This window comes from Halomonas kalidii, assembly GCF_030010475.1.
GTDB lineage: Bacteria > Pseudomonadota > Gammaproteobacteria > Pseudomonadales > Halomonadaceae > Halomonas > Halomonas heilongjiangensis.
In genome coordinates this window covers 305336-318268 of record NZ_JASCQN010000025.1, presented here as the reverse complement: position 1 = coordinate 318268, position 12933 = coordinate 305336, and the positions used below count along the sequence as shown (strand labels likewise).

The following is a 12933-nucleotide window of genomic DNA, read 5'->3' as shown; positions in this document are numbered from 1 at the left end:
ACGGCGATTTTGCCGTAAAAGAAACACCTCGATCCCCTGCAGCGCGTGCCTCTTCAGCAAAAAAAGACCTCAACTCCCCTCGGCTTCGTCCTCCCCGACGGGCTCGGTTTCACCATGCCAGGCCACGGCAACGCCATTGGGATATCGCAGGTCGATGTAGCGGATATGCGACGCCTGGGAACCGAGCTGCCGCTGCCAGGCCGCGGCCAGGCGTGCCAGGCGCGCCTCGCGATCGTTGCGTCCCAGCATCACCCAGACCGCGTCATCGAGCTGGAAACGCCAGGCGCCGCGCGGCTCGAGGCGCAGCTGGGTCAGCCCGAGCCCCAGATCGGCGAAGCGCGATGCCAGCCGCCGGTGATAGGCGAGCACCTCGGCACCACTACCCGCCGGCCCGGCCAGGTCGGGCAGGTCGCCGGGCGGCGACACCGGACCGAAGGCGAAGGGCTCGCCCTCCGAATTGAGCAGATAATCGTCGTTCCAGCGCGCCACCGGCACCTGCTCGACGAGCTCGAAGGTCAGCGCATTGGGCCATTCGCGGCTGAGGCTGACCTCGGCCAGCCAGTCGATCTCCAGGGCACGCTCACGCAGGTCGCCGAGGTCCACCGAGAGCCAGGTCTGGCCCTGGATCAGGGGCGCCAGCCGGCTGCGCAGGTAGTCGGCACTGACATGATGGAGCTCGCCACGGATCGAGACCCGCTCGATGGGCCGGTCGAGCCAGAGCCACAGGGCGCGGCCGCCGGCACCGATCAGCAGTACCAGCAGCAACACGCCCACCAGACCACCCCGGCGGGTCATGCCCGGCCACACCCTGCACTGGCGAGAATGCGCAGCACCAGCGCCTCGAAGTCGATGCCGGCATGGGCCGCCGCCTGGGGCACCAGGCTATGGTCGGTCATGCCCGGCGAGGTGTTGACCTCGATCAGCCAGAAACGCCCTTCGCCGTCACGCATCACGTCCACTCGTCCCCAGCCTTCGCCGCCGACCGCTTCGAAGGCCTCGCGACAGAGGCCGGCCAGCTCCTCCTCCTCCACCCGGGAAAGGCCGCAAGGCAGGTGATAGAGGGTATCGTTGGAGAGGTACTTGGCGTCATAGTCGTAGAAACCGCCGGGCACCTCGACCCGAATCGCCGGCAATGCCTCGTCATCGAGCAGCGATACCGTGTACTCGTCGCCCTGCACGAAGCGTTCGGCCATTACCCGGGCGTCAAAGCGCGCCGCCTCGCGATAGGCCGCTTCCAGCGACGCGGGGCTATCGACGATGCTGATGCCGAGCGTCGAGCCCTCGTGCACCGGCTTGACGATCAGCGGCAGACCGAGCCGTTCGACCACCGCCGCCCAGTCGGCATCGGGGCCGAGCATCACCGACGCCGGGGTGGGCAGGCCCAGTGCCTGCCAGATCAGCTTGGTGCGCTGCTTGTCCATGCCCAGCGCCGAGGCCAGTACGCCGCTGCCGGTATAGGCAATGCCGAGCAGTTCGAGCGCGCCCTGCAGGGTACCGTCCTCGCCACCACGGCCGTGCAGGGCGATAAAGACCCGGTCCGGTGCCAGGGCTTCAAGGCCGGCCAGCCCTCCCTCGGCGGGATCGTAGCCGATGGCATCGACCCCGGCGCGGCGCAGGGCGGCCAGCACGGCGGCGCCGCTCTTGAGCGACACCTCCCGCTCGGCGGAATCACCGCCGTAGAGCACCACCACGCGTCCCGGATCGCTGCTGCCTGCGCTCATAGTTCGACCTCATCGAAGTTCAGCTGTCTCTCGGCCAGGCGCAGGGCGATGCCACCCACGTCGCCCGCCCCCTGGGTGATCAGGATATCGCCGGGGCGCAGCACCCTGGCCAGCAGGCCGGGCAGCTCGCCCTTCTCCTGGACGAAGATCGGGTCGACCTCGCCGCGCTGGCGGATCGACCCGGCCAGGGTGCGCCCGTCGGCACCCGGGATCGGCGCCTCGCCGGCGCTGTAGACATCCAGCAGCAGCAGGGTGTCGACCTCGGCCAGCACGCGCACGAAGTCCTCGTAGAGGTCGCGGGTGCGGGAATAGCGATGGGGCTGGTAGACCATCACCAGGCGCCGCTCGGGCCAGCCGGCACGCACCGCCCGGATCACCATCTCCACCTCGCGGGGATGATGGCCGTAGTCGTCCACCAGCATCACCTCGCCCTCGCCTTCCGGCGCAGGGAAGTGGCCATGGACCTGGAAGCGCCGCCCCACGCCGGCGAAGCCGGCCAGGCCAGCCAGGATCGCCGCGTCGCCGACGCCAGCATCGGTGGCCACCACGATCGCCGCCATGGCATTGAGGGCATTATGGCGACCGGGCATCGCCAGCCGCACCTCGAGTGGCGCCAGGCCGCCGGGCCGGCGGGCGGTGAAGCGCACCTCGCCGGCCTGCTGTTCGAAGTCCTCGATGCGGTAGTCGGCATCCTCGCTGAAGCCGTAGGTGACGAACTGGCGGCTCACCCGATCGAGCAGGCCGCGCACATTGGCATCGTCGATGCAGAGCACGGCGAGCCCGTAGAACGGCAGGTTGTGCAGGAACTCGATGAAGGTGCCCTTGAGGCGCTCGAAATCGCCACCGTAGGTGGCCATGTGATCGGCATCGATATTGGTGACGATCGAGACCATCGGCTGCAGATGCAGGAAGGAGGCGTCGGATTCGTCGGCCTCGGCGACCAGGTAGTCGCCTTCCCCCAGTCGCGCATTGGCGCCGGCGCTGGTCAGTCGGCCGCCGATGACGAAGGTGGGGTCGAGCCCCCCCTCACCGAGCAGGGTGGCGGTCAGGCTCGTCGTGGTGGTCTTGCCGTGGGTGCCGGCCACGGCGATGCCATGACGGAAACGCATCAGCTCGGCGAGCATCTCGGCGCGCCGCACCACCGGCACCCGATTGTCGTGGGCCCAGCGGATCTCGGGATTGGCCTCGTCCACAGCGGTGGAGACCACCACCACGTCGGCGCCGGCGACATTGTCGGCGCCGTGGCCGATGGCCACGCGGATGCCACAGTGGCGCAGCCGCGTCACCACCGGCGACGCCTTCAGGTCGCTGCCGCTGACGCGGTAGCCCTGGTTGGCCAGCACCTCGGCGATGCCGCACATGCCGGCTCCGCCGATGCCGACGAAATGGATGTGCCGGATACGGCGCATGCCCAGGCCCCGGCCATGGCTCGGGGGATCGAATGGGCCGGTCGCCGGCCTCGGTATGCTATCGCTCAAAGCCTGTCTCCATGCAGCCGGCCACCAGGCGCTCGACGGCGTCGAGGTGCGCACAACCGCGTGCGTGCGCGCCCATGGTGGCGAGAGTATCGGGATCCAGCAGCGTCGCCAGCTCCTCGGCCAGCGACGCCGCACTCATCTCCTGCTCGGGCACCAGACGGGCGGCTCCCCGCTCGACCAGCGCCCGGGCGTTGGCGGTCTGGTGATCGTCCACCGCGTGGGGGAAGGGCACGAAGAGCGCCGGCTTGGCCGCCGCCGCCAGCTCCGCCACGGTGAGCGCTCCGGCCCGACAGACCACCAGGTCGGCCCAGTCGTAGGCCCCGGCCATGTCGTCGATAAAGGCGGTCACGTCGGCGGTCACCGCCTGGGCGGCATAGGCCTCCCGGGTCGCCGCCTCCTTGTCGCGGCCGGCCTGGTGGCGCACCTCGGGCCGCCGGGCCTCGGGCAGTTCGGCCAGCGCTCCGGGCAACGTCTCGTTGAGTGCCCGGGCCCCCAGTGAGCCCCCCACCACCAGCAGCCGCAGGGACCGGCCGTGCATCGCCTCGGCCGGGCGTGGTCGTTCACCCAGCGACGCGATCTCGGGTCGCACCGGGTTGCCGATCACTTCGCCGCGGCCGGGAAAGGCCTGGGGAAAGGCGGCATAGACTCGCCGCGCCAGGCGCGCCAGGGCCCTGTTGGTCAGTCCCGCCACGGCGTTCTGCTCGTGGATCACCAGGGGCCGGCGCGCCAGCCAGGCGGCGAGCCCGCCGGGCCCGCTGGCGAAGCCGCCCAGCCCCACCACCAGCTGGGGGTCGTAGGCGCGGATGATACGCCACGCCTGCCACACCGCGCGGGTGAGGTTGAACGGCGTCATCAGCCAACCACCCAGGCCGTTGCCGCGCAGCCCGGCCACCGCGATGCGGTGCAGGGGGATGTCGGCCTCGGGCACCAGGCGGTTCTCGATGCCCCGCGGGCTGCCCAGCCACTCGACCTCGACCCCCTCGGCTGCCAAGCCGCGAGCCAGCGACAGGGCCGGAATCACATGGCCACCGGTGCCCCCGGCCATGATCAGGGCACGACGTCCCGGCCGCTTGCTCACTGGACGGCTCCTCGCTTGTCGAGACGGGGCCCCTGGCCCTGCCGCGGGGCGGCCGGGCTGGCCCGACGCACCGCCTGGCGGGTCTCGATGTCGGCGCGCAGCAGCAACGCCATCATCACGGTGCTGACCAGCAGGCTCGACCCACCGTAGCTGAGCAGCGGCAGCGTCAACCCCTTGGTGGGCAGCATGCCGGTACTCACCGCGATGTTGATGAAGGCCTGGGCGCCGACCACCAGGGCAATGCCATAGCTCAGGTAAGCGGCGAACGGCAGCCTGGCGAGTTCCGCGCGCCGCCCCACCGCCAAGGCGCGCCAGATCAGCAGCGCGAAGAGGCCCACCACCCCGATGGCGCCGAACAGGCCGAGCTCCTCGGCCAGCACAGCGAAGACGAAGTCGGTGTGGGCCTCGGGCAGATAGAAGAGCTTCTGCACGCTGTTGCCGAGCCCCATGCCCAGCCAGTGGCCGCGGCCATAGGCGATCAGGGCCTGGGTCAACTGGTAACCGCTGGCGAACTGATCGGCCCAGGGGTCGGCGAAGCTGGTCAGGCGCGCCAGGCGATAGGGTTCGGCGATCGCCACGTAGAAACCGGCCAGCCCCACCAGGCCCAGCAGCAGCACGAAACGCCCCCAGGGGGCGCCGGCGAGCAGCAGCATGCCCATCACGCAGCCGGTCATCACCACCACGGCACCGTAGTCGGGCTCGAGGATCAACAACAGGGCGATCAGCGCCATCACCAGCAGGGGGCGCAGGAAGGCGCCCCACTGCCGCCTCACCTGGGGCAGGAAGCGCTCCAGGTAGCCCGCCATGTAGGCGATCAGGCAGAGCTTGGCGACCTCCGAGGCCTGGAGGTTGAAGGGCACCCCGGGGACCGAGAGCCAGCGTTTGCTGCCGTTGATCTCGCGCCCCACCAGCAGCACCAGCACCAGCAGGGCGATGCCCACCAGCAGCAGCAGCGGCCCGTTGGCCTTCCACCACAGCAGCGGCACCCGCAGAGCCAGGGCCGCGACGAGCAGCGCGACCACCAGGAAGGTGCCGTGGCGGATGCTGAAGTAGTAGGCGTTGCCGGTGAGGCTCGAGGCCACCTCGGTGGAGGCCGAGGTGACCATCACCCAGCCGATCAGCATCAGCGACAGGGCCGCCAGCAGCAACCAGCCATCGAAGGGCTGATCGCGGGTAGAGAAGCGTTCCCGCCAGCGGGCCAGGCGTTTCATGGTGTCCTCCCTGCCAGGCGCTGCACCCGGCGACGGAACGCCTCGCCCCGCTCCTGGTAGTTGGCAAACTGATCGAGGCTGGCACAGGCCGGCGAGAGCAGCACGCAGTCGCCGGGCTCGGCGATCTCGGCGGCCCGGGCCATGGCCGCCGCCAGGTCCGCGACCCGGCTCAGCGGCACCGACCCGTCGAGCGCGGTCGCCAGGCGATCGGCATCCAGGCCGAAGAGGATCGCCTCGCGGCCGTAGCGGGCCAGGGGCTCGGCCAGTGGTCGAAAGTCGGCACCCTTGCCCACCCCGCCGGCGAGCAGCACGAGCCGTCCCTCGAGGGTCGGGCCGAGGCCGGCGATGGCGGCCAGGGTGGCCCCCACGTTGGTGCCCTTGGAGTCGTTGATCCAGCGCACCCCCTCGACCTCGGCGACCAGTTCGCCACGGTGCGGCAACCCGGGAAAGCGGCGCAGCACGCGGCACATGGCGTCCAGCGGCAGGTCGAGGCGGCGCCCCACGGCCAGCGCTGCCAGGGCATTGGCCTGGTTGTGGCGCCCCGGCAGGCGCACCTCGTCGGCCGGCATCAGCGGCTCGTCACCATGCATCAGCCAGGCGCGCCCCTCACGGTGGCCGATGCCCCACTCACCGGCCGCGGGAGCGCCGGTGGTGAAGCGATCCTGGGCCGGCAGGCGGGTCTCGGGCCAGGTCATGGGTTCCTCGGCGTTGATCACCCCATGGCGAGCGCCACGGAAGATCCCCTGCTTGGCGGCCCGGTAGCCGGCCATGTCTCCGTGGCGATCCAGGTGGTCCTCGGAGAGGTTGAGGAAGACCGCGCTCTCGGCGCCGAGGCGCGGCGTGATCTCGAGCTGGAAACTGGACAGTTCCAGCACGTACAACTCGGCCTCGGGAGCCTCGGCCAGCAGGTCCAGGGCCGGGGTGCCCAGGTTGCCGCCCACCGCGACGCGGCGGCCGGCTTCCCGGGCCATCTCGCCGATCAGGGTGGTGACGGTGGACTTGGCGTTGGAGCCGGTGATGGCAACGATGGGCGCACGACAGGCGCGCACGAAGAGCGCGATCTCCCCCACCAGCAGCGGCTCGCCGGTGGCTTCGCGGGTACGGTCGGCGAGTTCGGCCAGTCCCGGGGCGCGCGGGTCGACGCCGGGGCTGACCACCACCTCCTCGACCTCGGAAAGGTCCAGGTCACTCGGCGGCCCGCAGTGGACCTCGACCCCCGGATGGGCGGCGTGGAAGTCATCCATGCCGGGCGGTACGGCCCGGGTGTCGGCGACCATGAAGGGCCGACCCAGCCGGCTCAGGTGGCGACAGATGGCGCGCCCCGAGACGCCGAGCCCGACCACCAGCGTGACGCCCTTGGGCACCTTGACCATGCACAGCTCCTTGCCGATGACGCACCGGGGATCAGCGAACCTTGAGCGTGGCCAGGCCGATCAGCACCAGGACCACGGTGATGATCCAGAAGCGCACGATGACCCGCGGCTCCGGCCAGCCCTTGAGCTCGTAGTGGTGATGCAGCGGCGCCATGCGGAAGATGCGCCGCCCGGTGAGCTTGTAGGAGCCCACCTGAAGAATCACCGAGACGGTCTCCATGACGAAGATGCCGCCCATGATGAACAGCACGATCTCCTGGCGCACGATCACCGCCACCACGCCCAGCGCCGCCCCGAGCGCCAGGGCCCCCACATCGCCCATGAACACCTGGGCCGGGTAGGTATTGAACCACAGGAAGCCCAGGCCGGCGCCAGCGATGGTGGCACAGAACACCGCCAGTTCACCGGCACCGACGATGTTGGGAATCTGCAGGTAGTTGGCGAACACCGCGTTGCCGCTGGCGTAGGCGAACACCGCCAGCCCCATGGCCACCAGCACGGTGGGCATGATCGCCAGGCCATCGAGGCCATCGGTGAGGTTGACTGCATTGGAGCTGCCGACGATCACCAGGTAGGTGAGTACCAGATAGAACACGCCGAGCGGCAGTACGATGTCCTTGAACATCGGCACGATCAGGCTGGTCTCCGCCGGCTCGACGGCGGTGGCGTAGAGCACGCCCGCCGCCGCCAGGCCGATCACCGACTGCCAGAAGTACTTCCAGCGTGCCGGCAGGCCGCGCGGATTCTTCTCCACCACCTTGCGGTAGTCGTCGACCCAGCCGATGGCACCGAAGCCCAGGGTCACCGCCAGCACGATCCACACATAGTGATTGGCGAGGTCGCCCCACAGCAGGGTACTGACGGCAATGGCCATCAGGATCATCGCCCCGCCCATGGTCGGGGTACCGGCCTTGGAGAGATGCGACTGGGGGCCGTCGTCACGTACCGCCTGGCCGATCTGGCCCTCCACCAGGCGACGAATCATCACCGGCCCGAGCCACAGGCAGAGCACCAGGGCGGTGAGGGTCCCCAGGATCATGCGCAGGGTCAGGTAGTTGAAGACGTTGAAGGCGCTGAAGAATTGCGCCAGTAGGTTGGCCAGATAAAGCAGCATGTATCGCGTTCACCTTGATGCATCCGAGCGCAGTGCGGCAACCACCCTTTCCATGCCGGCACTGCGCGACCCCTTGACCAGCACGCTGGCCCCTGGCGGCAGATGGTTGAGGACGTGGCGCGTCAGCGCCTCCCGATCGTCGAAGTGGCACCCCTTCTCGCCGAAGGCACGGCTCGCCGCCCGTGCCGGCTCGCCGAAGGTGCCGAGGAAGTCGATCCCCAGTTCCCGCGCGTGGCGCCCGATCTCGGCGTGCAACCGGTCGGACGCCTCCCCCAGTTCGCCCATGGCGCCCAGCAGGCACCAGCGCGGCCCGGGCAGCGCCACCAGCAGGTCGAGCGCTGCCTTCACCGCACCGGGGTTGGCATTATACGTATCATCCAGCAGTCGTGTGGCGTTGATCCCCTCCACGACGCTCAAGCGCCCGGGCATCGGCGCCACCGCGGCGAGGCCGGCGAGCACGTCGGCCTCGTCGAGGCCCATGGCCAGCGCGGCCGCAGCCGCGGCCAGGGCGTTGGCGACGTTGTGACGTCCCAGCAGGGCGAGCTGCACGCGGCCGAGTTCACGCCCGTCCACGACAAGCGTGAAAGCATAGCGCCCGAGAGCGTCGCAGGCCAGCGCGGAGGCCGTGACCCGGGCCCGTCCCTCCAGGCCGAAGTCGAGCACCTCGCGGGGTGCCGCCAGCCGCGCCCAGGTGGCGAAGTAGGCGTCGTCGCGGTTGAGCACCGCCACGCCGTCGGCGGCGAGCCCAGCGAGGATCTCCGCCTTGGCCTGGGCGATGCGGCCCGGACCGCCGAACTCGCCCACATGGGCGCCGGTGACGTTGGTGATCACCGCCACCCGCGGCTCGGCCAGCGTCGTGGTCCAGGCGATCTCGCCGAGGTGGTTGGCGCCGAGCTCCACCACCGCCTGGCGATGCCCCGGCTCGAGCCCGAGCAGGGTCAGGGGGACACCGATGTCGTTGTTGAGATTGCCGCGGGTCGAGAGCGTCGCTCCGCGGCGGGACAGCAGCGCCGCGAGCAGCTCCTTCACCGTGGTCTTGCCGCTGTTGCCGGTCACCGCCACCAGCGGGCCGCCCCAGGCGCGACGCCGTGCCCGACCGAGCAGCCCCAGGGCCAGCCGGGTATCGGCCACCACCAGTTGCGGCAGCGGGGTGTCCGCCGGTTGCTCCGCTTCTGCCTCGACCACGGCCGCCACCGCCCCGGCCTCCCGGGCCTGGCCGATGAAGTCGTGGGCATCGAAGCGCTCGCCGCGCAGGGCCACGAACAGGCTGCCGGGCACGAGCCGGCGGGTATCGGTGACGATGGCGTTGATCGCGAGGTCCTCGGCCGGTGCCGGCAGGCCCAGGGCCGCGGCGACCTCGGCGAGGGTCGCAAGGCCTGCCTGGCTCATGGCGCGCCCTCCCCGGCCCGGGCCACCAGGGCCCGCTCGGCCTCGTCGACATCCGAGAAGGGGTGACGCACGCCGGCCACGTCCTGATAGGTCTCGTGCCCCTTGCCGGCGATCAGCACCACATCGTCGACACCGGCCTCGGCGAGTACCCGGGCGATCGCTTCGGCGCGCCCGCCCAGGTTCCAGGCCCGCTCCCGGCCGTCATCGGACAACCCGGCGAGCATCTGCCCGCGGATCGCCGCGGGCGCCTCACCGCGCGGGTTGTCATCGGTGACCACCAGGCGGTCGGCGTGGCGCTCGGCGGCGGCCGCCATGAGCGGGCGCTTGCCGGCGTCGCGATCGCCGCCGCAGCCGAACAGGCACCACAGCCGACCGCTGCCCGGCAGGTGCGCCGCGAGCGCCGTGAGCGCGCTCTCCAGGGCATCCGGGGTATGGGCGTAGTCGATCACCACCGTAGGGGCTCCCGGGCGCACGAGGGCCTGCATGCGCCCCGGTACCGGCGTCAGCGTCCCGGCGGCGGCGAACAGCGCCTCCAGTCCATGACCGAGCCCGTGGAGAGTCGCCATGGCCAGCAGCACATTGTCGAGGTTGAAGCGGCCCAGTAGCGGCAGCTCGAGCACTCGTTCGCCCTCGGGGGTGGCGATCAGCGCCCGCTGTCCGGTCTCATGGGGCCGCCAGTCCACGACCCTCAGGGTCACCGCCTCGTCCTCGCCGGTTGCCAGGACCCGCACACCGGGGGCCACACCCGCCAGCATCAAGCGGGCCAGCGGATCGTCGGCATTGACCACGGCGAGCTCGAGCTCCGGCCGGCGGAACAGCCGCGCCTTGGCGGCGGCATAGGCGATCATGCTGCCGTGGTAGTCGAGATGGTCGCGGGTCAGGTTGGTGAACAGCGCGGCGGTGATCCGCCCCCCCTCCAGGCGACCCTGTTCCAGGGCATGGGAGGAGACCTCCATGGCCACGCGTCGGACCCCGCTCGCGGCGAGTTCGCCAAGCGTCGCCTGCAGGGCCAGCGGCCCCGGCGTGGTCAGGCCGGCATCGATCAGGGCGCCGGGGCGGCCGTGTCCGAGGGTACCGACCAGGCCGGTATCGACGCCGAGTGCCCGACTCAGCTCGGCCAGGTAGTGGGTCACCGAGCTCTTGCCGTTGGTGCCGGTCACGCCGATCAGTTCCAGCTCGGCAGGCACAGCGAAGAGTTCGCGGCCCAGCTCGCCGAGACGCCCGCGCAACCCCTCGAGACGCACCACCCGCGGATCGGCCGGGGCGGCCGGCGGCCCATCGGGCTCCCGATGGGCGAGCACCAGATTGGCGCCGGCCGCGAGGGCCGCATCGATGAAGTCGCGACCGTCGCTGGCCACGCCCGGCACGGCGACGAAGACATCGCCCGCCGTCAGGCGACGGCTGTCCATCACCAGGCGCACCGGACGCTCGTCGAGCCGGGGCAGCTCGACCCCGGGCCAGTCCCGCCTCAGGATGGCCGTCAACCGCGCTGCACTCACCTGCATGAACTGCGTCTCCCCTCGCTCGGATACATGATCGGTTTCAGCGAACCCGCTGGTCGGGCGGCACATCGAGCAGCCGCAGGGCGTTGCCGGTGACCCGCGAGAACACCGGCGCCGCCACGGCGCCACCGTAATACTCCTCGCCCCGGGGATGGTCGATCATCACCACGGTGACGATGCGCGGGTCCGACACCGGCGCGATGCCCGCGAACAGGCTGCGGTAGACGTTCTGCTGGTAACCGCTGGCCGAGGTCTTGCGCACCGTGCCGGACTTGCCGGCCACGCGATAGCCGGCCACGCCGGCACGGCGCCCACCGGTACCCGGCTGGACCGATTCCTCCATGATCCGCAACAGGTCATGGGCCACGTCGGGTTCGATCACCGGCATGCCCGATGACGGCTCCGACAGCCTGAGCAGCGACGGCGGCATCCTGACCCCGTCATTGGCGATGGCAGTATAGGCGCTGGCCAATTGCAACGCCGAAACGGAGAGGCCATAGCCATAGGAGATCGCCGCCCACTGGCTGCGCGACCAGCGCACCGGCGCCGGCAGGCTGCCGGTGGACTCGCCGGGGAACCCGGTTTCCGGGCTCTGGCCGAAGCCGAGCCGCCGATAGAGATCCGGCACCACGGGATCATCGAGCTCGAGTACCAGCTTCGACATGCCGATGTTGGAGGATTTCTCGAGGATTCCGGCCATGTCCAGCTCGCCGTAGTTGCGGATATCGCGGATGGTGAAGCGATCGATGCGCATCCAGCCTGGCGAGGTGTCGACCACGGTGTCGCGGTCGAACCGGCCGCTCTCCATGATCGCGGCCATGGCCAGGGGCTTCATCACCGAGCCGGGCTCGAAGACGTCGACGATGGCCTGGTTGCGCAGCCCCCGCGGGTCGATGCCGGCACGATTGTTGGGGTTGTAGGAGGGCTGGTTGGCCATGGCCAGCACCTCGCCGCTGCGGGCATCCATCATCACCACCACCCCGCCGTCGGCCTCGTGCTCGGTCACCGCGGCCTTGAGCTCACGATAGGCCATGTACTGCAGCCGCTGGTCGATCGACAGCGTGAGGTCGCCGCCGGGCCGCGCCTCGCGCAGCAGTTGCAGGTCACGCACCAGGCGGCCGCGACGATCCTTGAGCACCCGTCGCTGCCCGGGGGTCCCGGCGAGGTGGGGCTGGTAGGCGAGCTCGAGGCCCTCCTGGCCGGCATCGTCGACGTTCGTCACCCCCAGCAGTTGGGCGGTGACCTCGCCGGCCGGGTAGTAGCGCTTGTATTCGTTCTGGGCGTAGACACCGGGAATCCGCAGGTCGAGGATCCGCTGGGCCGCCTCCGGGGTCATCTGTCGCCGCAGGTACATGAACTCGCGCTCGCCGTAGCGCCCGAGGCGCTCGTTGAGGGCCTCGAGTTCCACCCCCAGCGCCCGGGCCAGCATCAGTCGCTGGATGTCATCGGCGGGCAGGTCCTGAGGGTTGGCCCACAGCGTCACCACCGGCGTGGAAATCGCCAGCGGTTCGCCGTTGCGGTCGGTGATCATCCCCCGGTGGGCGGGAATGGTGTCGGTGCGCAAGGTGCGGGCATCGCCCTGTCCCTGCAGGAAGGGGCGGTCGATCACGTGCAGGATGGCGATACGACCGCCCAGCAGACCGAGACCGATCACCACCAGCAGCAACACCAGGCCGTAGCGCAACCCACCCATGGGCGCCATGGGTGGCGGTCGGCGCGGCGTCACCCGGCTGCGTACCTCGGTAGTCATGGCCGGATCACCTCGACCTCGTTGACATCGGGCAGGCGCATCTCCAGGCGTTCGACGGCGAGGCGTTCGATACGGGCCGGCGACGACCAGGCGCTCTCCTCGAGCAGCAGCTGGCCCCACTCGGTCTGCAACTGGTTCTGCTCACGCTCGAGCTGCTGCAGGCGGCCATACTGCTCGCGGGTCAGGTGACTGGCGGTGATCACCGCCAGGGCACTGACCAGGCAGGCCACCACCAGCAGGGTGGTGACCAGTAGCAGGCTCGCCCGGCCCCTCAGCCAGCCGAAGGCGGATGCCGTCGCGGGTCGTCCCTGGACCAT

The 12933-nt window shown here is 70.4% G+C and carries 11 protein-coding genes; all 11 read right to left on the bottom strand.

All coding sequences use genetic code 11. From position 1 onward, the window contains the following. Window positions 1-69: 69 nt before the first annotated feature. The 11 genes from QLQ85_RS06145 to ftsL are packed head-to-tail and all read right to left on the bottom strand — an operon-like array spanning window position 70 to window position 12933. Window positions 70-795 (bottom strand): cell division protein FtsQ/DivIB, encoded by a 726-nt coding sequence (locus QLQ85_RS06145; RefSeq protein ID WP_282738164.1) that lies wholly within the window; start codon window positions 793-795, stop codon window positions 70-72. Next, complete coding sequence (locus QLQ85_RS06140) at window positions 792-1721, bottom strand: D-alanine--D-alanine ligase (protein WP_282738163.1); 930 nt, start codon at window positions 1719-1721, stop codon at window positions 792-794. Before QLQ85_RS06140 ends, QLQ85_RS06145 begins: the two co-directional genes overlap by 4 nt. Further along, window positions 1718-3130, bottom strand: a complete 1413-nt coding sequence (gene murC, locus QLQ85_RS06135) for a UDP-N-acetylmuramate--L-alanine ligase (protein ID WP_282738162.1) — start codon at window positions 3128-3130, stop codon at window positions 1718-1720. Before murC ends, QLQ85_RS06140 begins: the two co-directional genes overlap by 4 nt. A gap of 58 nt (window positions 3131-3188) precedes the next feature. Beyond that, window positions 3189-4244: an undecaprenyldiphospho-muramoylpentapeptide beta-N-acetylglucosaminyltransferase gene (murG, locus tag QLQ85_RS06130; RefSeq protein WP_282738193.1), complete on the bottom strand. Its 1056-nt coding sequence runs from the start codon at window positions 4242-4244 to the stop codon at window positions 3189-3191. Between the two features lie 29 nt (window positions 4245-4273). Beyond that, window positions 4274-5488 carry a putative lipid II flippase FtsW gene (gene ftsW, locus QLQ85_RS06125; RefSeq protein WP_282738161.1) on the bottom strand — a complete coding sequence of 405 codons (1215 nt, stop codon included), beginning with the start codon at window positions 5486-5488 and terminating at the stop codon, window positions 4274-4276. Beyond that, complete coding sequence (gene murD / locus QLQ85_RS06120; RefSeq protein ID WP_282738160.1) at window positions 5485-6861, bottom strand: UDP-N-acetylmuramoyl-L-alanine--D-glutamate ligase; 1377 nt, start codon at window positions 6859-6861, stop codon at window positions 5485-5487. The genes ftsW and murD overlap by 4 nt, the downstream gene beginning before the upstream one ends. Window positions 6862-6892: 31 nt before the next feature. Next, window positions 6893-7975, bottom strand: coding sequence for a phospho-N-acetylmuramoyl-pentapeptide-transferase (mraY, locus tag QLQ85_RS06115; RefSeq protein ID WP_282738159.1), 1083 nt, complete (start codon window positions 7973-7975; stop codon window positions 6893-6895). 9 nt (window positions 7976-7984) lie between these two features. Continuing rightward, window positions 7985-9364, bottom strand: a complete 1380-nt coding sequence (locus QLQ85_RS06110) for a UDP-N-acetylmuramoyl-tripeptide--D-alanyl-D-alanine ligase (protein WP_282738158.1) — start codon at window positions 9362-9364, stop codon at window positions 7985-7987. Beyond that, window positions 9361-10869, bottom strand: a complete 1509-nt coding sequence (locus tag QLQ85_RS06105; RefSeq protein WP_282738157.1) for a UDP-N-acetylmuramoyl-L-alanyl-D-glutamate--2,6-diaminopimelate ligase — start codon at window positions 10867-10869, stop codon at window positions 9361-9363. Before QLQ85_RS06105 ends, QLQ85_RS06110 begins: the two co-directional genes overlap by 4 nt. Before the next feature lie 37 nt (window positions 10870-10906). After that, complete coding sequence (locus QLQ85_RS06100) at window positions 10907-12616, bottom strand: peptidoglycan D,D-transpeptidase FtsI family protein (RefSeq protein ID WP_282738156.1); 1710 nt, start codon at window positions 12614-12616, stop codon at window positions 10907-10909. Further along, a complete protein-coding gene (gene ftsL / locus QLQ85_RS06095) occupies window positions 12613-12933 on the bottom strand; it encodes a cell division protein FtsL (RefSeq protein ID WP_282738155.1) in 321 nt (106 codons plus the stop codon). Before ftsL ends, QLQ85_RS06100 begins: the two co-directional genes overlap by 4 nt.

Bases quoted from the DNA above. Each gene is read 5' to 3' on its own strand.
- QLQ85_RS06145 (WP_282738164.1), bottom strand. From the start codon at position 795: ATGACCCGCCGGGGTGGTCTGGTGGGCGTGTTGCTGCTGGTACTGCTG.
- QLQ85_RS06140 (WP_282738163.1), bottom strand. From the start codon at position 1,721: ATGAGCGCAGGCAGCAGCGATCCGGGACGCGTGGTGGTGCTCTACGGC.
- murC (WP_282738162.1), bottom strand. From the start codon at position 3,130: ATGCGCCGTATCCGGCACATCCATTTCGTCGGCATCGGCGGAGCCGGC.
- murG (WP_282738193.1), bottom strand. From the start codon at position 4,244: ATGGCCGGGGGCACCGGTGGCCATGTGATTCCGGCCCTGTCGCTGGCT.
- ftsW (WP_282738161.1), bottom strand. From the start codon at position 5,488: ATGAAACGCCTGGCCCGCTGGCGGGAACGCTTCTCTACCCGCGATCAG.
- murD (WP_282738160.1), bottom strand. From the start codon at position 6,861: ATGGTCAAGGTGCCCAAGGGCGTCACGCTGGTGGTCGGGCTCGGCGTC.
- mraY (WP_282738159.1), bottom strand. From the start codon at position 7,975: ATGCTGCTTTATCTGGCCAACCTACTGGCGCAATTCTTCAGCGCCTTC.
- QLQ85_RS06110 (WP_282738158.1), bottom strand. From the start codon at position 9,364: ATGAGCCAGGCAGGCCTTGCGACCCTCGCCGAGGTCGCCGCGGCCCTG.
- QLQ85_RS06105 (WP_282738157.1), bottom strand. From the start codon at position 10,869: ATGCAGGTGAGTGCAGCGCGGTTGACGGCCATCCTGAGGCGGGACTGG.
- QLQ85_RS06100 (WP_282738156.1), bottom strand. From the start codon at position 12,616: ATGACTACCGAGGTACGCAGCCGGGTGACGCCGCGCCGACCGCCACCC.
- ftsL (WP_282738155.1), bottom strand. From the start codon at position 12,933: ATGGTCCAGGGACGACCCGCGACGGCATCCGCCTTCGGCTGGCTGAGG.